Below are 26023 nucleotides of genomic sequence, written 5' to 3'. Positions count from 1 at the left end.
CCGCCTCACGCATAGGCGGCGAAACGCTCGCGCATCGCCCGCTCCTCCTGGCGGATGCGCAGCCACATCACGACGAGATAGAGGGGCAGGCCGATGGCCAGCGTCCAGAAGGCATGCAGCACCAGCGCGTAGCCGACGAGCTCCGGCAGGATGTTGAGAAAATAGTTCGGATGGCGCACCGCCCGGAACAGCTTGTGGGTGACGAGGGCGTGGTCGCGGGCGATCATCACCTTCACCGTCCAGAACCGGCCGAGAAGCCTGATCACCACGAACAGCATCACGATGCCGAAGGCGTAGATCGCCAGACCGACCACCGAGACGGCATCCGGAACCGGCTGGCGCAGCCAGGCCTCGAGCCCGCCGGCGAGCATGAAGGCGACATGCGCCGCCGCCATCAGCCTCGAGACGCCGGCGCCGACCTCGACGGCGCCATCGGCCCGCAGCGCTGCCTCGTGGCGCTTGGAAATCACCACCGAGGCAAGGCGGATGGCGACGGCGATGACGAAGAAGGCGGCGAGCAGCATGAGGATGTCCGGAACGTCGGGTTGTGGGCGATCGGCGTCTGATGCACCGCGGCCCCGATCGGGGCAAGGCAGGCCATACCAAAGTCTGGCTGATGATCGCTGTGACCCCGGTCACACCCCGTCGCCGATGCGCCCGCCGGAGGATCGGCGAGCGACGACATTCGGCCCGGCTCGGAACAGATTTTCCGCAAGCACAATGCGCAGATTCAATGGCTTGGCGGTCCTGGCGCGTCCGATCGGGCGCGAGGCTCTGCGGGTCCTTTCCGGCATCGCCGCCTGAAACGAAAAAGCGCCCGCTCCCGGTCGGGGGCAGGCGCTTTTGAACGAGCGCCCGTTCTGGCGCTCTACTTCGATGCAGCGGACCTTGCCGGCCCGCAATCTGTTTCAGCGGCGGCCGAAGCGAACGGCGCGCTCGATGTCGGCACGCATGACGCCGATATCGGCGAGTTCGCGGTCGCCCATCAGCTGCAGCTGGCGGATGTCGCTGCGAACGCTGCGCATGGACTTGATGCGGTCTGCGAAGTGACGAAACATGGAACAACTCCTCCACGCCAAGGAGCGCGGGCGCCGTCACGGGCGCAGGGCTCCTGAAGAACTCAATTCTTCGGTTTTCAACGATGCGAAGCCTGAACCGTGGCCGCCTCGGCGGGGACGGTTCGTTCTCGTGACGCTCATATATTCGGCATCAATGCATAAAAGAAGTGCATCGTTCTGCACATCAGACGTGCAAATGGCGCATGTCAGGGGTAGCGCCACTTTCATCAAATCTTAACGGTTCAGGGTGTCGGGTAGCATGTCGCGGACTGTCGGATTGTTCCGCTCGTCTCCCGACGACGCTTTGCCACCGCCGCTCGCAATCGTTGTTCTCGGCCCCAGGCATCGGTGCGAAAATCGGTAGCGATTTTCCGAAAAGGCGATGCGGAGACGCGTTACATTCGGTCCGGCCCGCGCGGCAGCGCGTCCGTTGCACCGATCGGTCCCGCCGGCGAACCGGCCGATGGCCACTCGCCCCAAACGATGCCTCGCCTGACCGTCCTCCCGATTTTTACCGGATTCCGGCGCATTTGGCGGTCGCGGTTTGACGCGTCGACGGTGCCGATGCGGAAAGGTCCCGTCCCACCTGACGCAATGTTCGCCTTACGGCATCCGGCCTGGCCCGCCATTGCGTAAAAATTTTATATTGCAACCGTATTTTGCTAAGACTGAATGAATTATCACCCCGGCCCGGCAAATTCACGCCGCTGATGTTACGGTCTTGTAATTTTCGACCGACGGTGTGATCATGCTACGGGGCTTAGAAACGGCATGCTTCAATGTTACTCCAGTTTCCCGGTCGGCTGGACCTCGTTCGCGAGCGTGTTGGCCAAGCCTCCTTATGCCCGTCTTCCTGGCCCAAGCTGCTGAGCGCGATCGAGCGGATCCTGCCCGGCGCCTCACCACAACTTCGCCGCATCGATCGCGATGTCGCCAGGCGGGGCCTGAAGCTTCACCGCGCCCTTTCCGTCGCCAACCGAACCCGGCTGCGCTTTTCCGACAGCGGCTGGCAGGACGACGCCTGTCATCCGTCCCTCGAGCCCGGGACGATCTTCCGTCTCGGCGTCGATGGTGACGAGACCCGGCCGGACCTGATGTTCGAGGGCGAGACCGCCGGCGCCGGCCTGGTGTTGCACGACCGCGCCCAGCAGAGCTGGTCGCTGACCATCGCCCTCCCGCCGGAGCGGCGCGAGGCGATGACGCCGGCAGTGCTGACGCTGCTGCGGCGCTTCGCCGACGACCTCGTCGACGCCTTCCTGGTTTCCCATGCCACCGGCAGTCCGGACCAGCCGAGCCGCGAGACGATCGACGCCGCCTGGGATGCCGTCCGTGCGCCGGTGATGCTCCTCGACCGTGAATTGAACATCGAGGCGGCGAATGTCGCTGCCGAAGATCTGCTCCACGCCGCCCGCTATTTCCGCACCGGCCAAAGCGAGACAGGCAAGCCGGCCGGGCGCCTCGCCCTTGCCAGCCGCGACGACCTCCAGGCCCTGGAGGTCGCGGTCGGGCGGCTGCTCGCCGGCCGCCGCACCTCCGCCCGCATCGCTCTCGAAGGGCTGCGAGGCTCCGAGCCCCTGGCGGTGACGCTCCGCCGGGCGGGCTCGCCGGACTGGCGCCGGCAGTTCGTTCCCGAACTTGCCGAGACCAATCATGTCCTGGCGATCTTCCGGCCGTCGGAGACGGCGGCTTTCGTCCGCCGCCATACCGGCTGAGATATCGTTCGGTTGGAGCATCGGACCGAAAAAGTGGATGCCGGTTTTCGGAAAATCCGATGCGTAAACAAAAAACGAGAGCATCAAGCCCGGTTCGGGAATCGGGTCGCGTGCTCTAGCCGACCGACGTCAGCAACCTGACCGCCCGGCCGATCTCGTCAGCATTGATCGAGTGGCCGGGCTCCGGATAGAGCACGGTTTCCACCTCGGCGCCCCGGTCGGCGAGATGGCGCTCGGTCTCCATGACCCGCAGCGCCGGAATGAACGGGTCGCCGCGGCTGCAGCCCATGAACACCTTCGTGCCGGCAAGGCTCGCCGTCTCCGGCCGGTTTGCCGCATCCGGCCCGATCAGCCCTCCCGAAAAGCCGAGGACGCCGGCAACGCTGCCGGCGTTGCGGGCGAGATATTCCAGCGACAGGCAGGCGCCCTGGGAAAAGCCGGCAAGGACGACCCGCTCCGGCCCGAAGCCCTCGCCCTTCAGAAGCGCGAGAATTTCGTCGATGCGCCCCAGCGCCTTCGTCAGATAGGGCTCGTTGGCCTCGAGCGGTTCGGTGAAGCGGTTCGGATACCAGGCGCCGCCCGGTGCATCGGGCGCGACATAGAAGACATCGTCGAGACCGAAGGCGTCGGCAAGGCCGATGATATCGGCGCCCGAGGCGCCGCGGCCATGGATCGCGACCACCGCGAGCCGCGCTTCCTTCGGATCGCTGCCGGCAAGAAGCAGGCGGCTCGCGGCGAGCGGCCCGCTCGCGGAAATGCTGGGCATCGGGGGTGTCCCTTCTTCAAACGAGGAGGATTGCGGCACTGACCTGCCGAGGATGGGGAACATTGCCCCTGCTCGCGGTCATCGGCGGAGCGTCCTGCGCCGTTGCCTGCGGCTCGGGAGAGAACTGCAGGCAACGGCTACAGTATTGGCCCGAAAATCAGAATCGATTTTCGGAAAGCACGACGCGGTGATTCAATAACTCAGAGCGTCCTTTGTGCGTCCATTCGGACGCACGGCGCTCTGAAGATCAGACGAGCGGCTTCAGATTGGCCTCGATCGCAGCGCGCCTGCCTTCGAGGAAGGGCGGCAGCGACAGGCTCTCGCCGAGGCTTTCCAGAGGCTCGTCGACGGCGAAGCCCGGCCCGTCGGTGGCGATCTCGAACAGGATGCCGTTCGGCTCGCGGAAATAGAGCGAGCGGAAGTAGTAGCGCTCGACCTCGCCGCTCGACGGCACCCGGAACTCCTTCACCCGCTCCGCCCATGCGCTGAGCTCGGTGTTATCGTTGGTCCGGAAGGCGACGTGATGAACGCCGCCGGCGCCTTGGCCCGCCGGGGCAAGATGCGGCTCGACGGCGACATGCAGTTCGGCCGCCGGGCCGCCCTCGCCCATCTCGAAGACATGCACCGTCGCGCCCGCTTCCTCGTATCGCCGCGCTTCGCGCATGTTCATCACGCGGGTGAGCAGCGCCTCGGTCGGCGCGAGATCGGGCACCGACAGGACGATCAGCCCGAGGCCGCGGATCTGGTGCTCGGCCGGGACGGTGCTGGCGTCCCACGGATTGGCCTCGCCCCTGCCGCCGTCGTCGACCAGCCGCAGCCGCTGGCCCTCGGGATCTTCGAAGTCGAGGCTGTCGCGACCGTCGAGGCTGCGGATTTCGCCCGACGACACGCCATGTTCGGCAAGCCTTGCCGCCCAGTAGTCGAGGCTGGCGCGGCCGGAAACGCGAAGCCCGGTGCGGGCGATCGAATGGGTGCCGCGGCGCTCGCGCGGCGCCGGCCAGTCGAAGAAGGTGACGTCGGTGCCCGGCGAGGCGAGGCCGTCGGCATAGAACAGGTGATACGCCGACGTGTCGTCCTGGTTGACTGTCTTCTTCACCAGCCGCAGCCCGAGCACGCGCTTGTAGAAATCGAGATTGCCCGGCGCGTCCGCGGTGATGGCGGTGAGGTGGTGGATGCCTGTGAGTGCAAGTGTCATCGGTGCCTCCTTGGCTTGTATGGGCGAAAGATAGGCGATGGCGGGCCAGCAGCGGGAGGGGGTCCCTTCGTGACGAATTGTCTCCATATCGTGAACGGCCGTTGCCGATCTGCAGACGTGGCGGTTTCGTCGCAGTTCATAGCGCAACCGCCCGGCCTGCCGGCAGTTACGCTCCCTTTGGCAGGGAGAACCATCCGCATGGCGAAACGGGCAGACACCGCCGAGGGGCCTATCGTCGTCTGGCTTCGCGACGATCTGCGGCTCGACGACAATCCCGCTCTTGCCCATGCGGCCGAAACCGGCCGGCCGGTCGTTCCGCTCTATGTCCTCGACGAGGAATCGAAGGACGTGCGCGGCCTCGGCGGCGCCCATAAATGGTGGCTGCACCATTCGCTGGAAGCCTTTTCCGGCGCACTGCGCGGCAAGGGCTCCGGCCTGACGCTGCGAAGGGGCAAGGCGAAGGATGCGGTGCTCGACGTCGTCGAGGCGGTCGGGGCGACCGCGCTGTTCGTCAACCGCCGCTACGACCCGGCATCGCGCAAGGTCGACGACGCGGTCGAGGAAGCGCTCGGCAAGCACGTCGCCGTCGAGCGGTTCACCGCCAACATCCTGCACGATCCGGACGAGGTCGAGACCAAGACCGGCGGCTACTACAAGGTCTATACGCCGTTCTGGAAGAACGTTTCCTCTTCCGGCATGCGCGACCCGATCGACCCGCCGAAGGGCTTGAAGCAGCCGGAGACGTTCCCGAAGTCGGACAAGCTCGGCGACTGGGATCTTTTGCCGACGAAGCCGGACTGGGCGGGCGGGATCGCCGATTTCTGGACGCCGGGGGAAGCGGCCGCCCAGGAGCGGCTCGAGCATTTCTGCGACGAGCTTCTGGCGAGCTACCACGAGGGCCGCGAAAGACCCTTCGCCGACGAGACCTCGCGGCTGTCGCCTTATCTGAGATGGGGCGAGATCTCGCCCTATCGTGCCTGGCACATGGCGAGCGCTTATGCCGCGCGCCGCAAGACGATCCCCGAAAAGGCGATCCGGACTTTCCACCAGGAACTCGTCTGGCGCGACTTCAACTATCATCTCCTCTACAATTTCGGCCGGCTCGAAAGCGACAATTTCAACAGTCGCTTCGACGCCTTTCCCTGGCGCAGCTCGAACAAGGATCTGACGGCCTGGCAGAAGGGCCTGACCGGCTATCCGATCGTCGATGCCGGCATGCGCCAGCTCTGGCAGACCGGGTGGATGCACAACCGCGTGAGGATGATCGTCGGCTCCTTCCTGACCAAGGACCTGCTGATCGACTGGCGCAAGGGCGAGAGCTGGTTCTGGGACACGCTGGTCGACGGAGACATCGCCTCCAACACCAGCCAGTGGCAGTGGATAGGCGGCTCGGGCGCCGACGCCCAGCCCTATTTCCGCGTTTTCAACCCGATCACCCAGAGCGAAAGGTTCGACCCCAAAGGCGACTACATCCGCAGCTTCGTGCCGGAGCTGAAGGACCTTCCGGCAAAGGCCATCCATGCTCCCTGGGAGGCCGAGGACGGCGTGCTCGAAAAGGCCGGCGTGACGCTTGGCGACACCTATCCGAAGCCCGTGGTCGATCATGGCGAGGCCCGTCAACGCGCCCTCGACGCCTACGGCAAGGTGAAAGGCTGAAGGCGGAGGATGGGCGCGGCGAGACATCTTGTTCCGTGTCGCCGGCAAGATGTTTCAAGGGCGAATTGGGCTGCCCGACGAAGCCCGACGCAGACGCGCGATAAAAAAAGCTGATTTTATAACCTGCAGATCACCGAAAAATTTACCTCTCCCGGTCAGGCTCCTTGCGAGGAGAGCGTAAGGGTCGATGATCTCCATCCTGTCGAAGCGGTTTTTCTGGACGAATCTTCTCGGGGCGGGGGCCATTATCGGCTTCGTCGCGGTGAGCATTCTTGCGATCGGCAACGACGCTGTCGGCAGGCTCGTCGAAGCGGAGATGAAGAACCGCGGGCAGAATTTCGCCGACCTCCTGCTCGGCCCGCAAGGCGCCGTCGACGCCCTGTTGACGGGGATCGCCCGCGATCCCGACGCCGAGGAAGTACTGCGCAGGGTCGCCGACCTCTCCAACATCAATGGCTATGCCATTTTCGACCGGAACGGCAACGAGGTCTTCCGCTCCCGTTCGGAGCGCTACGAATGGCTGCTGAGGGACCGGCCGGGCGGCGTCTCGACCGGCGACAAGCTCGCCCCGTCGGTGGTCTCGCAGCCGGGCTTCTGGCAGATCGTCTATGACGATGGCGAGAGCAACCCGTCGGTGATCATGCCGCTGATCCGGGAGGGTCGGGCGATCGGATTCCTTTCCGTCGTCGCCGACATGATCTCCGAGCGCCATCACTACCAGACGACCCTCGCAAGAACCTATGCGGTGATCGTGATGATCATCCTCGCCGCGACCTGCATTCCCTTCGCGCTCTACCAGCTGCGCCGCCGCAAGATCGCCGAGGCCGACGCGCGCATCCGCTTCCTCGCCGATCACGACACACTGACCCAGCTGCTCAACCGCCGGCGAATGCAGGAGGCCTGCGACCAGCTGCTGTTCAAGATCCGCGCGACGCGCGAGGACGTCGCCTATCTTTTCGTCGATCTCGACGACCTCTCGGAGATCAACGACAGCTGCGGCCAGGCCCGAGGCGACGAGATCCTGCGCCTCGTCGCCCGGCGCATCGCCGACGCGATCGGCCCGGACGATCTTGTCGCGCGGATCGGCCCGGACGATTTCGCCGTCGTCCATCGCCGGGTGAAGGACCGCGCCGAGGTGGTCGCCCTTGCCAAGCTTCTGGCCGAAATCGTCGGCGAACCGATCGAGCTCGACGACCACGTGGTCTCGCCGAAGATCTCGATCGGCTGCGCCATGGCGCCCGATCACGGCCGCAGCCATTCCGAACTCGTCAAGCACGCCGAGATCGCGCATTTCCACCACAAGGGCGACCAGCAGAACGCCCTCGTCTTCTTCGAACCGAAGATGGACGAGGCGATGCATCGCCGCCGGCAGGTCGAGGCGCATATCAAGCGGGCGATCGAGACCGACGGCTTCGAGCTGTTCTACCAGCCGCTGGTGAAGGGCAAGGACGGCTCGCTCGTTGGCTTCGAGGCGCTGGCGCGGCTGCGCGACGAGAACGGCGAGCTGATCCCGCCCACAGAATTCGTGCCGATCGCCGAGGCCCGCGGCTACATCAAGGCGCTCGGCACCTGGGTCATCCGCGAAGCGACCCGGCAGATCGCCGAATGGCCGGAGCCGCTCTTCGTCTCGGTCAATCTTTCGGCCGTCCAGTTCGTCGACGGCGACCTCGTCGAGATCATCCGCTCGGCGCTCGCCTCAGCCGGCATCGACGGCCGCCGGCTCGAGGTCGAGGTGGTCGAATCCCTGCTGCTCGAACGCTCCAGCGCCATTCTCGACCAGCTGGTCGCCCTGAAGGAACTCGGCATCTCCATCGATATGGACGATTTCGGCACCGGTTATTCCTCGCTCGGCTATCTCTGGCGCTTCCCCTTCGACAAGCTGAAGGTCGACCAGTCCTTCATGAAGGCGCTGGAAAACGGCGAGCCGAGCGTCAAGGAGATCGTCGCGACCATCATCTCGCTTGCCCACCAGATGAAGATGAAGGTCACCACCGAAGGCGTCGAGACCGCCGAACAGGCGGAGTTCCTCGCTTCCCTCGGCTGCGACCAGCTGCAGGGTTATTTCTTCGGCAAGCCACTCCCCGCCAGCGAGACCGTCGAGACGTTCCTCGTCGGCCACCGCAAGTCGGACCGTTTCGGCGACGGCGCCCGGGCCGCCGCGGTCTCGCGCAGGGTCGCCTGACGCCGCCGCCGGGCCCGCCGCGGCAACGATCGGATTACTTGCCGCTGCGGTAGATCGGGGTTACGGGCAGCAAGGAAGCGGGTCGAACAGCGCGAACCCGCAGGAAAGGATACAACCTTAGCCTGCTTTTCTAGCGGAGGGGTCAAGACCGCCTCCGACAGGTCAACCATCTCCGGTTGCAGATCGCGCCACCGTGATCGGGTGCGACTGGCCGTCGGCGCCGGCTCTGGCTTCGCTCCAACCTTGACGGGCAGATTTGCCGGCTTTGCCGCTTTTGACCCGGACATTCAGCCACCTATCGGTCTCCGCAGCGTCACCAGCGGCCGTCATCGCGTCGGAGGCGCCGCGCTACCTTCAGGAAAACGTTAACGAAACCCTCTATGTTAACCCTCTATTAGAATCAAAATTTACAGACGGCGGTTGCCCGGTTAAGCTTCGTATAACGGTTGCGTGGAGATTTGAGCGATGCCGCAGGTCCAGATCGCGAACAGCGTCGGCGTGAAGCTTGCAGCGGCGCTCTCCGCCAGCCAGGTCGTCGATCGGATCACCGATCGGACGGGAGCCCTTCCACAACTGCAGATGATGTATGAGGAGCAGCACCGGCTGCTCTGGCTGGTCATGCATCCCGAGCCGAAGCCGGTCTTCACCCTGCCGCTGATCGACAGCGTGCTGCGGGTTCAGCATGCGCTGCGCACGATGCTTGCCGAGGGCGAGGAGATGCCGGTGGAGGTGCTGGCCTATCGCACCTCGGGCCCCGCCTTCTCGCTCGGCGGCGACCTCGACTATTATCTCGACTGCATCGGCCGGGGCGATCGCGAGGGCCTCGTGCGCTACGCCGCCGCGGCCTGCGCCGTGATCGAGGGCAACAGCAGCGGCCTCGACGGCCGTGTCGCCACCGTCGCGGCCGTGCATGCCCGGGCGCTCGGCGGCGGCATCGATCCGGCCCGCGCCTGCCATGTGGTGGTGGCCGAGGAATCGGCGACCTTCTGCTATCCGGAAATCAACTATAACCATTTCCCGATCGCCGCCGCCCCGATCCTCGCAAGGCGGATCGGCCCGATCGAGGCGGAGCGGGTGCTGCTCTCAGGCAAGAGCTTCACCGCCGACGAGTTCCACGGCCTCGGCGCCATCGAGGACGTCGTCGGCGACGGCGGCAGCGCCATGTGGGTGCGGGAGTTCTGCAAGCGCACGATCGCCAGCCGCAGAGCCCGCATCGCCATCTCCAGGGCCTTCAATCGCATGGGCCCGGACCTTGCGAGCGAGCTCGCCGAGGCGGCTGCCGCCTGGGTCGATCATATGATGTGCCTCAGCGAGGCCGAGACGACGAAGCTGCAGCGCATCGTCCAGGCACAGGAGCGCATGCTCGGCCGCATGGCCGGCTGAAAATTCCGTCAGGCCGCGGATTTCGGCAGGCGCCTGCGACGGGCGCCGTATTTCCTTCCAATTTTCATGAATTTTCCGCAACGCTAACTTCGCTGATCAGTTAAGCGTTAAGAACTTTTGCTTATGGTCAGGCGAATGGAGCTCACCAGACGCGGAAGAGTAGTGTCGATATCAGCCGGTAGCCCTCTCGCCTCCAAGGCCCTGGACGAACGAGAGTCGCGCCCCTCCGGACCGCAGGCTCGCAGGAGCGTTGCGGCCGAGCGCGAGAGCATTCTCGTCGGCTCGCTGTTCTCCTCGCCCGCCTCCATCATCATTTCCAATGCGGTCGGCATCCTGGTGATGCTGTTTTCCTGGTTCTGGTCCGGCGACAACGCCTTCTACACGATCAGCGCGCTGTCCATCGTCGTCCTGCTCGGGCGGCTGGCGACCATCGTGCGCTACCGCCTCGCCTGTCATGACGAGGAGGACCACCGCGCCGTCCGTCGCTGGGAGATCGAGTTCCAGATCGGCGCCACCCTGTTCGCCATACTGCAGGGCGTCTGCTGCTACCAGGCGATCGGCGCGACCGACATCGCCGCCGTCCAGATCCTCAACGTCATCGCCGCCGTCGCCTTCGCGTCGGGCTATGTCGCCCGCAATGCCGCCCGGCCGAAATATGTGATCGTCCAGGTTCTCTGCCTGTGCATGCCGCTGATGCTGGGGCTGGAGCACTCCAACCAGCCCTACTACCGCACCATCGCGGTGTTCATCGTGCTCTACATGATGACGAATTTCGTCATCGTTCTCTCGCTCAACCGCAATCTGCGGGCGCTTGCCGACGCGACCGCCCAGGCGCGCGAGAACGAGGCCTCCTCGCGCAAGCATGCCGACCAGGCCCATCTCGCGCTGCGCTCGATGACCCACGGCCTCGTCAGCTTCGACGAGACGCTGTCGCGGGAATTGCAGAACGAGCGGCATGGCGAGCTCTACGGCGTTCACCTCGAGACCGGCGACGAAAGCCTCGACGGCATGCTGGAATCCGCCGTCAGGGGCCGCCGCCTGTCGCGCAGCGACGCGACGCTGATCCGCCAGGACGTCCATCGCACCCTGAAGAAGCAGCTCGCCACCACGCGGGAGCTGACCACGCCCGACGGCAAGACGCTGCTCCTGCATGTCGAGCCGACCGAGGCCAGCGGCGCGCTGATCGTCACCGAGGACATCACCGAGCGCAAGCAGACCCAGCAGAAGATCGAAACGATGGCCCGGACCGACCCCCTCACCGGGATGTCGAACCGCCACGAACTCGACCGCATGCTCGCCTCGATCGGCCCCGGCTTCAAGGAAGGCATCGGCTCGGTCGCGATCCTCTATATCGACCTCGACGACTTCAAGACGATCAACGACACCCTTGGACACGCGACCGGCGACAAGGTGCTGGTGGCGATCGCCGAGCGCATCCGTTCGGCGGTGCGCATCTCCGACTTCCTCGCCCGCTTCGGCGGCGACGAGTTCGTTGCGATCATCCCCACCGCCGACGCCAGTGCGAGCCTTGCGACCGCCGAGCGGGTGATGCAGGCGCTCGCCCCGCCGATCCTCATCGGCGACCGGAAATTCTCGATCAGCGCCAGCATCGGCGCCGCCGTCGGCCCGAGCCACGGCTCCGACGGCGCAACGCTGATGACCGCGGCCGATCTCGCGCTCTATGAGTCGAAATCGACGGGCAAGAGCCGGGTCAGCCTGTTCAAGCCCGAAATGGCCGCCTCCTTCCGCCGCCGCACCGAACTCGAGCGCGAGATGCGCGAGGGCCTGGCGGCCGAGCAGTTCGAACTGCACTATCAGCCGATCGTCGAGATCGCCTCGGGCCGGATCGTCTCCGCCGAGGCGCTGCTGCGCTGGAACCATCCGGTGAAAGGGCGCATCTCGCCGGCCGAGTTCATCCCCATCGCCGAGCGCAGCGACCTGATCTCCGACCTCGGCGAATGGGTCCTGAGGCGCGCGGCGGGCGATCTCGTGCGGCTGCCCGCCGACGTCTCGATGTCGGTCAACGTCTCGCCGATGCAGTTCCGCCAGCCGCGGCGGCTGGTCTCGGCGATCCGCCAGATCCTCGAGGAAGAGAACGCCCCGGCCGAAAGGCTGGAGCTGGAACTCACCGAATCCGTCCTCGTCGACGATCCGGAGCAGACGCTGGAGACGATGCGCGAGCTGCGCTCGCTCGGCCTGCGTTTTTCCCTGGACGATTTCGGCACCGGCTATGCCTCGATCGGCTATCTGGCGACCTACTCCTTCGACAAGGTGAAGATCGACCGCAGCTTCGCCAGCGTCGTCGGCGAGAACGAGGCCTCGCGCTCGGTCGTCGAACTGGTCCAGCATCTCGCCGACCGGATCGGCTTCACCGTCGTCGCTGAAGGGCTGGAGGACGAGGCTCAGGTCGCGGCGATTGCGGCGACCGGCATCCCCCTCGCCCAGGGCTATTTCTTCGGCTGGCCGGAGCCGATCGACAAGCTCGAGGCCCGCTTTGCCGACCTTGCCGAGTGCCATTCCGCCTGAGCCGGCTGCCGTCGGCTCGATAATCGGCAGCGATTTCCACCGGGCACAAGGCGGTGATTCAAGTCGTCGGGGCCCGGCTTGCGCGTCCGAATGGATGCACGCCGTACCGGGCCCGACGCGCCGGCCCGGAGCCTCGCCGCGCAGGCTGATTCCCTTTTCTCACCGCAGCATCGTTTCCGGTCCCATCAGGCTGTAGGGCAGCCAGGTGGAGAGCCAGGGCACGTAGGTGACGAGGATCAGGAACAGGAACAGCACGCCGACGAAAGGCATCGCCGCCTTCACCACCTTGATCAGGCTCATGCCGGTGATCCCCGAGGTGACGAAGAGGTTCAGCCCGATCGGCGGGGTGATCATGCCGATCTCCATGTTGACCACCATGATGATTCCGAGATGCACCGGGTCGACGCCGAGTTCGAGGGCGATCGGGAAGACCACCGGCGCGACGATCAGCAGCAGCCCCGACGGCTCCATGAACTGGCCGCCGATGAGCAGCAGCACGTTCACCGCGATCAGGAAGGTGAACCAGGTGAAGCCGTAGTCGAGCATCAGGGCGGTGATCGCGTCGGGGATCCGCTCCGAGGTCAGAACATGGGCGAAGAGCAGCGCATTGACGATGATGAACATCAGCATCACCGTCGTCTTCGAGGCATCGACCAGCACCTTACGGGTCTCGCCGTGGAAGCAGGCGGGAAAGAAGGCAAGGCCGATCATCGCGAAATTCCGCCCGAAGATCGGCAGGCCGGCGCCGAAGGTGCCGGCGAGCGCCTTGACCCCGCCCTCGCCGCGCCAGAGCGCATAGGCGATGGCGACGAGAACCGCCGGAACGCCGCAGAGAACCAGCCGCTCGGCGAGCGAATAGGTCGAGCTCCCGCCGGGCCCGGCGGTGAGGAAATAGACGAGAATCAGCGCGACGACGAAGAACGACACGCCGTAGGCGATGGCGGAAAAGCCCGTGCGGGCGCGCGGCGCGTCGGTTTCCCTGATCCAGGCGCGACCCTTCAGCGGCCCCATGTCGCGATAGACGAAGACCGCCACCAGGAAGGCGTAGACCGCCGCGACAGCGGCGGCTTCCGTCGGGGTGAAGACGCCGCCATAGATGCCGCCGAGGATGATGACGATCAGGAACAGGCCGAAGCCGGCCGACTTGCCGTCGCGCAGGAGCGGCAGAAAACCCCGCCAGGGTTCGGCCGGCAGGCCTTTCCAGCGGGCGACGATGTAGATCGCCCCCATCAGCATCAGCCCGGCGACAAGACCGGGAATGACGCCGGCGAGAAACATCCGCCCGACGGAGACGTTGGTCGCCGCCGAATAGACCACCATGACGATCGACGGCGGGATCAGGATGCCGAGCGTGCCGGCATTGGCGATGATCCCGGCGGAGAACTCCTTCGAATAGCCGACCCGCCGCATGCCGGCGATGGCGATGGTGCCGATGGCAACGACGGTCGCCGGCGAGGAGCCGGAGAGCGCCGCGAACAGCATGCAGGCCAGCACCGAGGCCATGGCGAGGCCGCCGCGGAAATGGCCGACGGCGGCGATGGCGAAATCGATCAGCCGCTTGGCGACGCCGCCGGTCGACATGAAGGCCGAGGCGAGCACGAAGAAGGGGATGGCGAGAAGCGTGTAGTTCTGCGCCGCAGTGAACAGCTGGATCGCCACCGACGACATCGAATCGGTGGAGAAGAAGGCGATCATGATGACCGCCGACAGGCCGAGGGAGATTGCCACCGGCACGCCGAGGAACAACAGCCCGAGGACGAGAATGAGAAGGATGAGGGATTCCATTGTCAGTCCTTCAGGACGTCCTTGTTTTCCGCAACGAGGTCTTCGGCCTCATGGCCGGCGATGACGAGTTCGCGCCGGCCGGTGGCGATGGCGACCACCGCCTCGATCGAGCGGAAGCCGAGTAGCGCGAGGCCGACGGGCAGCATCAGATAGGCGATCCAGCGCTGCACCCGCTCCTGGACGCCGAAGGCCTCCTGGATGAAGACGGGATAGCGCAGATCGTCGAGGCCGATGCCGATCTTGAAGAAGCGCTGCCAGTAGAAGACGGCGCCGCCGGAGGTGTGGGCGCCGAAGAGCTGCAGCCAGTCGGAGGACAAGAGGATCGCCGCATAGAGCAGCGTCGCCAGCGCCCCGAAGATCGCCGCCGCTTTGAACAGCGGCCTCGGGAAGGTCCGGATCGCCGCGTCGACGCCGAGATGCAGGCCGGTCTTGATGCCGTAGCTCATGCCGAACAGGATCATCCAGGCGAACAGGATGCGGTTGAATTCCAGCGCCCCGCCCCAGCCGGTGTTGAAGCCGTAGCGCGCGATCACCTGGACGAAGGAGACGAGGGTGATGGTCGCCATCAGGATGGCGAGGAAATTCTCCTCGAGCCGCGTGACGCCGTCCGGCCAGCGCCGTTCGGCAAGGAATAAAAGCGCGATCAGGCCGAGGATCGCGAGATACGGCCAAAAGCTCAGCAAGATCGGATGCCCCTCGTCGAACCGGACGGCACCCGAGGGGCGGCGGCCGGCAGCGCTGTTCTGCAGGGATCGGCGGCCGCCTGCCCCTCGCGTCGCGGGACAGGCAGGCGCGTCGGCGCCCCGGCACGGCGTCGATCACCGTGCCGGGGCGCCTTCACGGCTCAGTTGGTGGCGTTCGCCGCCATCGCCGCGTCGATGTTCTCCTGGCCGATGTCGTCGGTGAACTTCGCCCAGACCGGCTTCATCGTGTCGACCCACTGCTTGCGCTGCTCGGGGGTGAGTTCCCGCACCTCGCCGCCGGCGTCGATGATGTTCTGGCGGTTCTTCTTCTCGGTCTCGGCGACGGCGTTGTTGGCCTCGACGGTGACCTCCTCGGCGATCTTCATGAACTGGTCGCGGATCTCGGGATCGAGACCGTTCAGCCATTCGGTGGAGGTGACGAGGAGATAGGCGAGAAGCTGGTGGTTGGTCTCGGTGACGCCGTCCTGCACCTCGAAGAACTTCTGGGTATAGATGTTCGACCAGGTGTTCTCCTGGCCGTCGACGACGCCGGTCTGCAGCGCGCCGTAGACCTCCTTGAAGGCGAGCTTCTGGGCCGAGCCGCCCATCGCCTCGATCATCGCCTCGGCGACGTCGGAGGTCTGGATGCGGAACTTCAGGCCGTCGGCGTCAGAGGGCACGAGCAGCGGCTTGTTGGCGGAGAACTGCTTGAGGCCCGAGGACCAGTAGCCGAGACCCGTATAGCCGACGTCCTCCATCACGGTCAGCAGACCCTTGCCGGTGTCGGACTGGGTGAAGCGGCTGACGGCGTCGAGATCCTGAAACAGGAAGGGCAGGTCGAACAGCCGGTATTTCAGCGTATAGGCCTCGAACTTCGACAGCGACGGCGCGGCCAGCTGGACGTCGCCGAGAAGCAGCGCCTCCATCACCTTGTCGTCGTCGAAGAGGGTGGAGTTGGGGAACACCTGCATGCAGGCCTTGCCCTCCATCTCCTTGTTGACGCGCTCGGCGAACAGCGTCGCGGCGTCGCCCTTCGGATGGCCGGTCGCGGCGACGACATGGCTGAACTTGATCACCATCTCGCCGTCATCGCAGCCTGCGGGATCGGCATTGGCCACGGTCGCGGCGAGCCCGAAGGCGAGCATCGACACGGTTCCGAGCAACAGGGTCTTCATCAGTCTTCTCCTCCACAGCAGGCCGAGCAGCGGCCCGTTCGAAAATGGCGCGGCCTGCCGATGGCGGACCACGTCGCGGCTGCAAGGCCTTGCCTTGGCGGGAGTGAGTTGCGCCTGGCGCCCGGCCGGACCCATCAGGGTGCGGGCAGCCGGCCCCGGCTTTCGCAACGCCCCCCGCCGCCGCGACGGCGAGAGCTCAGCAAGCATCGTGCCAGACGCTGCGACGGGCGGGCTGGGCTGGCCGCGAGGCCGAGGTTAGTGGGGCCCCGGCGTTCCCTTTTGATCGGTCGGGACGCCGCGCCAATCGTCCATGTGTCGCGGACTACCCATGCCGGAACACGCAGTGGGTGCGATGGGTGACACCGTCAGCCTGCCTTGGAGACGCGGCCGCGTCGGGCACTTGCCGGCTTGCAAGGCGATACCGAAGGATGTTGGCGCTGGACCTTCGCCCATGGCATATTCGAGTCCATGGAAGCCGCTACCCCGATCTCTGCCGAACTGAAGAAGCGTGTCGACGCTCTGGCCGCCCGCACGGGACGACTAGCAGCAGAGGTCGTCGCCGACGCGCTCGAGCATGGCCATTCGCTCGAGTGGCAGGAGCACTTCATCGCACGCGTCGAGGCGGGGATTGCTGCGGCCGACCGCGGCGACTTCGCCGCTCCGCAAGACATCGAGCGCGTGCTGGACAAGTACCGGCCCCGCTGATGCCGGTACTCTGGACGCGTCCGGCCCTTGCCGATCTCGACCAGATCCAGGATTTCATCGCCCAGACCAACCCTGTCGCCGCCTTCCGCCTGACGGCAAGGATCATCGAGCGGACGACAACGCTTCTCGGCAAGAATCCGTCGATTGGCCGGCCGGGGCGCGTTACCAGCACACGCGAACTGGTGATTTCCGCATCTCCCTACATCGTTGTCTATCGGCAGCGCGAAGCCGCAGAAATCCTGGCAGTCATACATGGCGCGCGCGAATGGCCGGAGGGTTTCCCGAGCTGAGTTAGGGGGCGTTGAAGACCCCCTGCCGGAGCCGTCCGACAAAAATGGCCGCCCCGCCACGCGGGGCGCCGGCGTCCGCGCCGCAAACCGCCTATAGCCGCGGGCCGTAGAAGCACATCTTCTTCACATAGGCACTGGAAACGCCGTTCTGCCGGAACTCCTGGCGATACCGGTTCGCCTGGCTCTTTCGCACCGGGCCGAGCGCGACGACGTAGAATCCTTTGCCGGCGTTGGGGCTGTCGGAATCGTCGAGATCGTAGACCGAAGCGTCGAGATTGCCCGCCTGGTTATAGGCGGAGTTGCGGCTCTTGAAGGCGCCGCCGATCGCATACCAGCCGCAGCCCGAGGCCTCGGCAGTGGTGGCGGTGGCTGTCAGGCCCATGGCAAATACCATGGCGCATGCGAGCATCTTCCCGGTCATGATCGATTCCTGAATGACGTTACGTAAGGAACCAGCCATAACACCGGCACGGCACCGCCGCCACACCAAACGCCCATGGAAGCGGGCGCCGACGATCACAGCCGCGCGATGAGCCGAAGGTGCAGGAAAGCAGGATCGCGTGGCGCCCGAGGGCGGGGCCGGACCGGGGGACCTGTCGCAAAGGACGAATGGCGGGTTTGCAGTTCCCGGTCACCCATCGACGCAGCGACATGCGAAAACGCCTAGCCGGTGTCCATTTCGCCGTGCGCCCTGAGGCGCTCGAGGTCCGGCACGGTGACCGTCCGGTTATGCTCGACGACGATGATGCCCGCCTTGCGCAGGCTGGTGATTTGCCGGCTCACCGTTTCGATGGTGAGACCGAGGAAGTCGGCGATGTCGGCCCGCTTCAGCGGCAGTTCGAAGCAGATCGGCGCATCGCGATCGAGCTTTTCGGGATCGACGTTTTCGGCGATCATCAGGAGGAAGCTCGCCACCTTCTCCGCCGCGCTCTTGCGGCCGAGCGCCAGGATCCATTCGCGGGCATCGTCGAGCTGGTCGAGAGCCTGCTTGTAGAGACGCCGCTCGAGATCCGGCGACTTAGCGATCATCTCGTCCATCACCGACTTCGGGAAGCTGCAGAGCTTCACATTCGTCGCGGCCTCGGCCGAGACCTCGCTGGTGTCGCGGAATGGCCGGCCGATGAAGTCCGGCGCGAACTGCAGCCCGACGATCTGCTGGCGGCCGTCGGCCATCAGCCGGGTGAGCTTCACCACACCGGCAAGGACGTTCGAATAGTGCTTGACGTCGTCGCCGGTGGAAACGAACTCGCTGTTCGCCGCCACCTGCTGGCGTGTCGTGTGGCGGCTGACCTGGGTGAGCTGCTCGGAGGTCAGCGCACCGCAGATCCCCCGGTGCCGCGCCTCGCAAGAGCGACAGATGACCGGGATCGACGAATTGTGAATGTCGAGCCGCTTCTGGTTCTCGTCGCGGCTCGTCGGGGCCATGCGCTCGTCTTGCGTCATGGGTAGAAGCCACACGCTTCAGCCATGGCTGTCAATCGGCATTTTGGCATGAGAGGCTTGTTTCCCTGCTTGCCGGATGAAACGCGCGATCGATGTCGGCTGCATGACAAGGTTTCAAAGTCGAACCGAAGCATCGGCAACGAATTTTCATAGTCGATATACTTTCCGCAACGGCATATTCCGCTTTTACCGAAGTCCTTTTACCGCTATCCTCGGCTTCCAATGTGACGGGAGGCACGAATGACGCATGCCTTGAACATGACCCTGCCGCTGAAGCAGGACGCCGAGAGCCAGGCCCGACTGGCGGCCCTCGCAGCCAATTTTTCCGACCACGTCCAGCCGAAGATCGCCGAGGCGCTGAAGAAGTCGCGGATTGTTCACTTCGCCCGCGTGGTGGTGATCGACAACAAATACATCCAGGTTATCACCGAATATGAGGGTCCTCACCAGGAATATACCGAGTTCTTCCGCCGCGAGCTGACGCCGATCTTCGCCGCCATCTTCGAACTTGCGGAGGGCGCGCCGGACGTCAGCGACACGGCGGCGTTCTGGGAATATTCCAAGAACCACAATCTGCGCTCCCTCGGCACCTCCACCAGCGGCTCGACCGAGTTCGACGGCGGCCCGGCGGGCTGGCTGTTCTCGGCCTATGACGGGCTTGACGTGAAGACGGTGCTGGAAGCGCTGGGCGAGTAAAGCGACGGCCCGCGGCACGCCAGAAGACTGAGGCAATGACGGGGAGCGGCACGGTTTCCATCGTGGCGCCAGGCGCTCGCGTGGCCGCGGGGCCTTGCATCGACCGATCGCACGCCGTGCAGCCTCCCGCCCTTCCCGAACGCTTCCCGACAAGGACGAGGCCGATGGTGGAGCTCTCCAATCTGCAGGCGTTGCTGACGCGCAGCGTGCGAAAGCCGCTCTATGCCGTGTTGCTGTTCCGGCTCGGCGAAGCCGCCCCGGCGCGCGGTTTCCTGCGCAAGCTCATTCCCCGCGTCTCGACCGGCGATGAGGCGGAGCTTCCGGGCGTTCCCGTCATCAATCTCTGTCTGAGTTGGCGGGCCGTCGCGACCCTGACGGACGGGTCGGCCGATCTCGATCCGGCGGTCGGCGCCGCGCAGTTCGAGCGTTTCTTCACCGACCCGAAACAGGCGCCGGACTCCCTCGCAATGGCCGATCAGCTCGGTTTCACCGGCCCGAGCGACCCGGCAGGCTGGTGGGCCGGCTTCAGGACTGCGGACATCGATCTGGCGGTCTATGTCGCCGCCGACGACGAGGCGGCCCGGCGCGCCATCCTCGCCGAGTTGCGCGGCGAAGCGGCGGCCGCCGGTCTTTACGAACTTCAGCTGCCGGATTTTGCCGACCGGGCGATGTCCGGCTACATGCCCGCCGGCGGCCGGCTGCATTTCGGCTATCGCGACGGCATCACCTCGCCGAATGTCGACTGGCAGGACAGCGGCCGGGCGGGGGCGGCCGACCTTCGCGAATTCCTGCTCGGCCATGGCACGCAGGACTATCCGACGACGCCGCACCCGCCGGGGCCGTGGCGCGACTTTGCCACCGACGGGTCCTTCGCCTGCCTCACCTGGATCCGCCAGGACGTCGCGGCCTTCGAGGCGTTTCTCGACGAGTATGGGCCCCGTCTCGCGCCGGCGGTTCCCGGCGTCGATGCGCGCGAATGGCTGGCGGCACGGCTGATGGGCCGCTGGCGCGACGGCTCGCCGCTCGTCCGCCATCCGGACAGGCCGCCCGAGGCGCCGGATCTCGACGACGGTTTCGGCTATGGCGACGACGAGGCTGGAGCACGATGCCCGCTCGATTCCCATATCCGCATCGCCTATTGCCGCGACCAGCCATTGAGCTTCGGCAATCACGTGCGCTTTCCAAAGAGCGCGCCGCGGCTGATCCGCCGCGGCTTCTCCTATGGCGAGGCGCTCGCCGGGCGTAAGGACGACGGCAGGGACCGCGGCCTCTTCGGCCTGTTCTTCTGCGCTCGGATCAACGAGCAGCTCTACAGCATCCTGCGATGGATGCAGCAGACCGACTTCAGCGACGTCTTCGATCGAAAGAAGCCCGGCCGGGCCGGGCAAGACAGGCTGACCGGCAGCCGGCTTCCCGGCGGGTCGAACCGCGCGCCGGACTCGGTGGTGACGGAAACCGCCGATGGGGCCGCCGTGTCGATCACGCTGCGGCCGTTCATCCGCTACAAGGGGGTGGCGGTGATGTTCCTGCCGTCGATGGCGGCGCTGAGGCGGCTCTCGGCGGAGTGAGGTGTCGGGGCAGGCTTTGCGTGCAGTTCCTGCCCGGCCGACCGCAGAGGCGAAGCCCCGAGGACGGCCAGACGGACGAACGATCATGAATTCCGGGCGGTCAAACCCGCCGCTCGACCATCATCTTCTTGATCTCGGCGATCGCCTTGGCGGGGTTCAGCCCCTTCGGGCAGGCCTTGCGTGCAGTTCATGCCCGGCCGACCGCAGGGGCAAAGCCCCGAGGACGGCCAGACGGACGAACGATCATGAATCCCGGGCGGTCACACCCGCCGCTCGACCATCATCTTCTTGATCTCGGCGATCGCCTTGGCGGGGTTCAGCCCCTTCGGACAGGCCTGGGTACAGTTCATGATCGTGTGGCAGCGATAGAGCTTGAACGGATCCTCCAGCGCGTCGAGCCGGTCGCCGGTAGCCTCGTCGCGGGAGTCGATCAGCCAGCGATAGGCCTGCAGGAGCACCGCCGGGCCGAGATAGCGCTCGCCGTTCCACCAGTATGACGGGCACGAGGTCTGGCAGCAGAAGCAGAGGATGCATTCGTAGAGGCCGTCGAGCTTCTCGCGGTCGTCGTGGCTCTGGCGCCATTCCTTTTCCGGCTCGGGCGATTCGGTCTTCAGCCACGGCTCGATCGAGCGGAGCTGCGCATAGGGCACCGTGAGGTCGGGCACCAGATCCTTGATGACCGGCATGTGCGGCAACGGATAGATCGACACCTCGCCCTCGATCTCGTCCATGCCCTTGGTGCAGGCGAGCGTGTTGGAGCCGTCGATGTTCATGGCACAGGAGCCGCAGATCCCCTCGCGGCAGGAGCGGCGCAGCGTCAGGGTCGAATCGACCTTGTTCTTGATCCACAGGAGGGCGTCGAGCACCATCGGTCCGCAATCCGACGTGTCGACATAGAAGGTGTCCATCCGCGGGTTCTTGCCGTCGTCCGGCGACCAGCGATAGATCCGGAACTCGCGGACCGATTTGGCGCCCTCCGGCTTGTCCCAGACCTTGCCCTGGGTGATCCTCGAGTTTTTCGGAAGCGCGAGTTCGACCATCGTCTTCTTTCCATCGGTGCCTGATTGGAATCGTTCGCACCATAGTGTTTGCGGTGCAAAACGGAAGGCCCGTTTTCCCCCTGCCAAGGCTACCAATCGATTGAAGCGGACGGGGAAATCGTCGCAGGGCGATTCTTTGCCGCGCCGAGAGGCCTAAACGCCGTCCTCGCGCTCCCTGTCGGCGATCGCCCGGCGAACCGATTCGCCGTCCGCCGCGTCGATCAGCCCCATCGCTTCCGCGCTCGCCGCCGCCTCGCGCAGCGTCTCGCCCCTGGTCACCGGGATGCCCAGCGCCTCGAGGGCATCGAGCCCGGCCTTTGCGTCCTCGGCGAAGATCCCGTCGGTGACGTCGCGGATATGGACGGCGAGCACCCGGCCCGGATGCCGGCGCGCCGCCTCGGCGTAGATCGCCGCGTCCCTTTGCCCGGAATCGCCGATCAGCACGAAGGAGAGCCGCGGATAGCCCTCCATGATCCGCGCGATCATCGTAAGCTTGTGATCGTCATGGCCGCCGGTCAGCCATTTGTCGCCGTCGAGGCCGAAGTCCTTCAGCAGCATCGGCCCGAGCGGGATCTCGCGAAGCGCAAGGAAGCTCTCGAAGAGGTCGTAGAGGTTCCACGGGCTGGAGGAGACGTAGAAGACCGGATTGGTCTCCGGGCCGGCCGTGTCCCTGGCGAAGGCCCGGTAGAGATGCGAGACGCCGGGAAAGGCGGTCCGGCTCTTCGCCGAATTGGCAACGACGGTGCGCCAGTGCTTGACGAAATTCGTCGCCCCGGTCTTCACGATGGTGTCGTCGATGTCGGAGATGACGCCGAAACGGGCCTGATGCGAGACGGTGCGGACCTTGAGTTCCGCGGCGAGCGGCGCGACCTCGTGGACCGGCGCCGAGAGGAGTTCGAGCTCGACCCGGAACCAGGGGGCGGCATCGTCCGCCGGCTCGACCGGCAGCACGGCGTCGAAATAGCCTTCCCCGTCGGTAACCAGCTCGCCGCTCTTTCCGAGCGCCCGCCAGGCGATGCGCGCCCCGCCGATCTCGTCGGTCTCGTAGCGTTTCAGTGTCAGCCAGACATTGGTGAGGGTCGATTCCGAATGGGGCGCGGTGGTCACGCCCTGGTCTTCCAGGACCCGGCCGCGCACCCACACCCCGCCCGGCGCCACCAGGCCGCGATAGGGAACGAGCACCGGCTTGCCGAGCAGGCCGGTGCGCCGCTTGAACGACAGACGCAGGCTGTCCCAGGCCTCCTCGGCAAGGTGCAGGCCGCGCCTCAGCATCATCGGCCCACCAGGCCCAGAGGTTCCGGTTTTGCCGGGGTGAGCGCCGCCGTCATTTGTCGCCGCCCTCCTGGCCCGGCTTGCCGTTCTCCATCTGGCCGTCACCCTCCTGACCGGAAGCCCCGGCGTCCGCTCGGCAGGCATCGGAGGTGGCATTGAGGAAGGTGATGATGGTCATCTGGTCGTCCTTGGTCACCGTCCCCTTCTTCAGAAGCTGGTCGGCGGTCGGCGGCGCGACGACGCTGGCGATCAGATAGTCCCGCTGGCTGGGCGACAGCTCGTCCATCGCCTTGTCGGCGAGGCAGCTGCAGGCGCCATGGGACATGCCGCGGATCTGGATGCCGCAGAGATCGGTGATCATCGCCACCTGATTCTCCTTGGTGAGATGCGGCATCTGGAACTTGTCGCCGACGGCGTTGCGGGGCTGGCCGTCCGCACCGACCGGATTGTTGGCAGAGCTCTCATCGGGCTTCATCGGCCTCTCGGCACCGTCGCTCGTGCCCGTTTCGCTCTTGCCGGTGCTGCTCTTGCCGGTGCTGCTCTTGTCAGCGTCGCTCTTGCCGCTGTCATCGGAAGGGGCGGCGCTGAGCGGCGCGCCGCTTTCCGTGGCATCGCTGGCCTCGCCGCCGGCTGCCGCGGGCTTGCTGGGGCTCTCGGTCTCGGCCGGCGACATCGGCTTCGGCGCGGCATCCGGCGGCAGCACGAGGTTCTGCTCCTCGCCGGACTTTTCGGCGCCCTTCGACTGCGCAGCCGCCGGCACGGCGCCGAGCGCGATCGCGGCGGTCGCCAGAAAGGCTGTTCTCACAAGACGATGCATTCAATTCCTCCCATCGGCCGCCGGTTCGTCTCGGCGCGCCCGAGGGCGAACATCTAGGGCATTGCGACGGGCATGGCGAACGCGGCCCGAAGGCCGCCGTCAGGAGCGCCTGTCATCCGGCGATCATCAGCGACGGTTAGCAATCGCCGGTCAGCCCCGGCCGCGCGAGACGCGCCCATGACGGCGGCCCGGCAGCCAGCCGGTTCGCGGCCATGCCTTCATCGAGGAGATCAGCATGCAGCGAATTCTTTCCCCGCTCGCAGGGGCCCTTCTGGCCGCCTCTGCGGTCCTGCCGGCGATCGCCGCAGACAGTGCCGGCAAGCCGGCCGAAATGCAGTCGGAAACCGTCGCCACCTACACCATCCCCGAGGCCAACCAGGCCGTCGGCGTCGACGCGAAATACTTCTACGCGATCGACAACCGCATCATCGCCAAATACGACAAGGCCACCCAGAAGCTGGTGAAGACTTTCGAGCGGCCGAAGGGCGGCGCGGTCAAGCATTTCGACAGCGCCTCGGTGGTCGATGGCAAGCTCTATGTCGCCCATTCGAACTATCCCGAATGGCCGATGACCTCGTCCCTCGAGATCTTCGATGCCGATACGCTGGAGCATCTCGACAGCCATTCCTTCGGCATCCAGATCGGCTCGCTCACCTGGGTCGACAAGGGACCGGACGGCGCCTGGTATGCCGGCTTTGCCAACTACAACCGGGTGTTCGGCAAGAGCCCCTTCGCCTATGGCAACAAGTACAACACCCAGGTCGTCCGCTTCGACGAGGAATGGCGGCCTGTCGAGGCCTGGACCTTCCCGGAGGCGATCGTCGAGACCTTCGACGACATGTCGAATTCCGGCGGTTCCTGGGGCCCCGACGGCAATCTCTACATCAGCGGCCACGACGAGCCTGAAGCCTACGTGATGCAGCTGCCGGAATTCGGCTCGGTGCTGGAATGGAAGGCGACCGTGCCGCTCGGCAGCCGCGGCCAGGGCATCGCCTGGGATCGCTCCACCGACGACACGATCTATGCGATCGTCCGCGGCAAGGGCGACGAGGCGAACAAGGTCACCGTCAACCGGGTGATGCTCGACGGCCGCGAGAAGAAGGCCGAGGCAGGCGCGGCCGACGCTCCGGCGACGACCGCCTCGACGACGAACTGACGCCGATCCGAAGGGCCCGATCGACGGGTCCGGTCATGATGCCTTTGGCGCACAAAAAAAGCCGGCGGCGAGCAGATGCGCTCGCCGCCGGCTTTCTGGTCTGATCCGGAGGCTCAGAACTCTTCCCAGCTCTGGTCCTCGGCGGCCGGCTTCCTGGCGGCGCCGCCGGTGCCGGTGCTGCGCATCTGCGCAACCGGCTTTGAGGCGGCCTTCGGCTGGGCGGGTTTCACTGCCGCCGGGCGGGCCGGCGCCACGGCAGCGGGCTTGGCGCCCTTCACCGTGAAGCGGGCGATCGCCTGGGCAAGGCCGTCGGTCTCGGCCTGCAGCGTCTGCGCGGCGGCAGTGGATTCCTCCACCATCGCGGCGTTCTGCTGGGTCACCTTGTCCATCTGATCGGCGGCACCGGAGACTTCGCGAAGGCTGGTCGCCTGTTCGCGGGCCGAATCGGCGATCGCCGCGACGATCTCCGCCATTCCGGCGACCTCGGCGAGGATCTCATCGAGGCTCTTGCCGGACGCGCTGACCAGCTCGACACCCCTGCCGACCTGCTCGGACGACGCCGTGATCAGGCCCTTGATCTCCTTGGCCGCTTCCGCCGAGCGCTGGGCGAGTGCCCGCACCTCCTGCGCCACCACCGCGAAGCCCTTGCCGGCCTCGCCAGCGCGTGCCGCCTCGACGCCGGCATTCAGCGCCAGGAGGTTGGTCTGGAAGGCGATCTCGTCGATGACGCCGATGATCTGCGAGATCTGCTGGGACGAACCCTCGATGGCATTCATCGCGGTGACCGCCTCGGCAACGATCTCGCCGCCCTTCTGCGCCTTGACCTTCGCCGAATCCGCCGTCTTGCGGGCCTGGCCGGCATTGTCGGCCGTCCGGTTGACGCCGCCGGTCACCTCGCCGAGCGCCGCGACGGTC

Annotated in this window: 23 protein-coding genes; 10 read left to right on the top strand and 13 right to left on the bottom strand. The window is 65.9% G+C overall.

The features are described from left to right. Positions 1–5: 5 nt before the first annotated feature. On the bottom strand, positions 6–524 hold the full coding sequence (locus tag E3C22_RS21965; protein ID WP_134764034.1) for an isoprenylcysteine carboxyl methyltransferase family protein: 519 nt from the start codon (positions 522–524) through the stop codon (positions 6–8). Positions 525–908: 384 nt separating this feature from the next. Further along, on the bottom strand, positions 909–1058 hold the full coding sequence (locus tag E3C22_RS21960) for a YjiS-like domain-containing protein (protein ID WP_134764033.1): 150 nt from the start codon (positions 1056–1058) through the stop codon (positions 909–911). A gap of 779 nt (positions 1059–1837) precedes the next feature. On the opposite strand from E3C22_RS21960, the gene E3C22_RS21955 reads away from it, so the two are divergent. After that, on the top strand, positions 1838–2770 hold the full coding sequence (locus tag E3C22_RS21955) for a nitrogen regulation protein NR(II) (RefSeq protein ID WP_134764032.1): 933 nt from the start codon (positions 1838–1840) through the stop codon (positions 2768–2770). 115 nt (positions 2771–2885) lie between these two features. Here the strand turns inward: E3C22_RS21955 and E3C22_RS21950 are convergent, their stop codons facing one another. Further along, positions 2886–3536, bottom strand: coding sequence for an alpha/beta hydrolase (locus E3C22_RS21950; protein WP_134764031.1), 651 nt, complete (start codon positions 3534–3536; stop codon positions 2886–2888). A 247-nt stretch (positions 3537–3783) separates the two neighbouring features. Beyond that, positions 3784–4731 (bottom strand): ring-cleaving dioxygenase, encoded by a 948-nt coding sequence (locus E3C22_RS21945; RefSeq protein WP_134764030.1) that lies wholly within the window; start codon positions 4729–4731, stop codon positions 3784–3786. Between the two features lie 198 nt (positions 4732–4929). On the opposite strand from E3C22_RS21945, the gene E3C22_RS21940 reads away from it, so the two are divergent. From E3C22_RS21940 to E3C22_RS21925, 4 genes are all read left to right on the top strand, one after another. Then, positions 4930–6387 carry a cryptochrome/photolyase family protein gene (locus tag E3C22_RS21940; RefSeq protein ID WP_134764029.1) on the top strand — a complete coding sequence of 486 codons (1458 nt, stop codon included), beginning with the start codon at positions 4930–4932 and terminating at the stop codon, positions 6385–6387. A 187-nt stretch (positions 6388–6574) separates the two neighbouring features. Further along, positions 6575–8569, top strand: coding sequence for a putative bifunctional diguanylate cyclase/phosphodiesterase (locus E3C22_RS21935; RefSeq protein WP_245515138.1), 1995 nt, complete (start codon positions 6575–6577; stop codon positions 8567–8569). Between the two features lie 465 nt (positions 8570–9034). Next, positions 9035–9952, top strand: coding sequence for a crotonase/enoyl-CoA hydratase family protein (locus tag E3C22_RS21930; RefSeq protein WP_134764028.1), 918 nt, complete (start codon positions 9035–9037; stop codon positions 9950–9952). Positions 9953–10114: 162 nt separating this feature from the next. Then, positions 10115–12478, top strand: coding sequence for a putative bifunctional diguanylate cyclase/phosphodiesterase (locus tag E3C22_RS21925; RefSeq protein WP_167591867.1), 2364 nt, complete (start codon positions 10115–10117; stop codon positions 12476–12478). A 159-nt stretch (positions 12479–12637) separates the two neighbouring features. Here E3C22_RS21925 and E3C22_RS21920 read toward each other — a convergent pair whose 3' ends face one another. From E3C22_RS21920 to E3C22_RS21910, 3 genes are all read right to left on the bottom strand, one after another. Continuing rightward, positions 12638–14263: a TRAP transporter large permease gene (locus tag E3C22_RS21920; protein ID WP_134764026.1), complete on the bottom strand. Its 1626-nt coding sequence runs from the start codon at positions 14261–14263 to the stop codon at positions 12638–12640. A 2-nt stretch (positions 14264–14265) separates the two neighbouring features. Next, positions 14266–14946, bottom strand: coding sequence for a TRAP transporter small permease (locus E3C22_RS21915; protein ID WP_206027009.1), 681 nt, complete (start codon positions 14944–14946; stop codon positions 14266–14268). 161 nt (positions 14947–15107) lie between these two features. Further along, a complete protein-coding gene (locus E3C22_RS21910; protein ID WP_134764025.1) occupies positions 15108–16121 on the bottom strand; it encodes a DctP family TRAP transporter solute-binding subunit in 1014 nt (337 codons plus the stop codon). Positions 16122–16529: 408 nt separating this feature from the next. Here E3C22_RS21910 and E3C22_RS21905 point away from each other — a divergent pair, with 408 nt between their 5' ends. Both E3C22_RS21905 and E3C22_RS21900 read left to right on the top strand, forming a co-directional pair. Continuing rightward, positions 16530–16826: a CopG family ribbon-helix-helix protein gene (locus tag E3C22_RS21905; protein WP_245515137.1), complete on the top strand. Its 297-nt coding sequence runs from the start codon at positions 16530–16532 to the stop codon at positions 16824–16826. After that, positions 16826–17116: a type II toxin-antitoxin system RelE/ParE family toxin gene (locus E3C22_RS21900; protein ID WP_134764023.1), complete on the top strand. Its 291-nt coding sequence runs from the start codon at positions 16826–16828 to the stop codon at positions 17114–17116. The genes E3C22_RS21905 and E3C22_RS21900 overlap by 1 nt, the downstream gene beginning before the upstream one ends. Before the next feature lie 91 nt (positions 17117–17207). Here the strand turns inward: E3C22_RS21900 and E3C22_RS21895 are convergent, their stop codons facing one another. Together E3C22_RS21895 and E3C22_RS21890 are read right to left on the bottom strand one after the other, a co-directional pair. Continuing rightward, the gene (locus E3C22_RS21895) at positions 17208–17537 is read right to left on the bottom strand and encodes an SPOR domain-containing protein (protein WP_167591866.1); all 330 of its coding nucleotides are present in this window, start codon (positions 17535–17537) and stop codon (positions 17208–17210) included. Between the two features lie 242 nt (positions 17538–17779). Then, positions 17780–18541 (bottom strand): Crp/Fnr family transcriptional regulator, encoded by a 762-nt coding sequence (locus E3C22_RS21890; protein WP_134764021.1) that lies wholly within the window; start codon positions 18539–18541, stop codon positions 17780–17782. 258 nt (positions 18542–18799) lie between these two features. Between E3C22_RS21890 and E3C22_RS21885 the strand changes: the two genes are divergently transcribed. Both E3C22_RS21885 and E3C22_RS21880 read left to right on the top strand, forming a co-directional pair. Continuing rightward, positions 18800–19255, top strand: coding sequence for a hypothetical protein (locus E3C22_RS21885; RefSeq protein WP_134764020.1), 456 nt, complete (start codon positions 18800–18802; stop codon positions 19253–19255). A gap of 164 nt (positions 19256–19419) precedes the next feature. Then, entirely contained in the window at positions 19420–20823 is a 1404-nt protein-coding gene (locus E3C22_RS21880; RefSeq protein ID WP_134764019.1) for a hypothetical protein, read from the top strand. A gap of 260 nt (positions 20824–21083) precedes the next feature. On the opposite strand, the gene E3C22_RS21870 is transcribed toward E3C22_RS21880, so the two are convergent. The 3 genes from E3C22_RS21870 to E3C22_RS21860 all read right to left on the bottom strand — a co-directional run bounded on the left by E3C22_RS21870 (position 21084) and on the right by E3C22_RS21860 (position 23952). Then, complete coding sequence (locus E3C22_RS21870) at positions 21084–21863, bottom strand: succinate dehydrogenase iron-sulfur subunit (RefSeq protein WP_134764018.1); 780 nt, start codon at positions 21861–21863, stop codon at positions 21084–21086. A gap of 153 nt (positions 21864–22016) precedes the next feature. Then, positions 22017–23138, bottom strand: coding sequence for an App1 family protein phosphatidate phosphatase (locus tag E3C22_RS21865; protein WP_167591865.1), 1122 nt, complete (start codon positions 23136–23138; stop codon positions 22017–22019). A 49-nt stretch (positions 23139–23187) separates the two neighbouring features. After that, complete coding sequence (locus E3C22_RS21860; RefSeq protein WP_134764016.1) at positions 23188–23952, bottom strand: hypothetical protein; 765 nt, start codon at positions 23950–23952, stop codon at positions 23188–23190. Positions 23953–24187: 235 nt separating this feature from the next. On the opposite strand from E3C22_RS21860, the gene E3C22_RS21855 reads away from it, so the two are divergent. Beyond that, entirely contained in the window at positions 24188–25108 is a 921-nt protein-coding gene (locus E3C22_RS21855) for a cycloisomerase (RefSeq protein WP_134764015.1), read from the top strand. A 113-nt stretch (positions 25109–25221) separates the two neighbouring features. Here E3C22_RS21855 and E3C22_RS21850 read toward each other — a convergent pair. Then, positions 25222–26023 (bottom strand): methyl-accepting chemotaxis protein (locus tag E3C22_RS21850; protein WP_245515136.1); only part of this gene is annotated, 802 nt, incomplete at its 5' end.

The organism is Jiella endophytica (assembly GCF_004519335.1).
In the GTDB taxonomy this organism is placed as follows: Bacteria; Pseudomonadota; Alphaproteobacteria; order Rhizobiales; family Rhizobiaceae; genus Jiella; species Jiella endophytica.
This window is presented reverse-complemented; position numbering and strand designations above follow the sequence as displayed.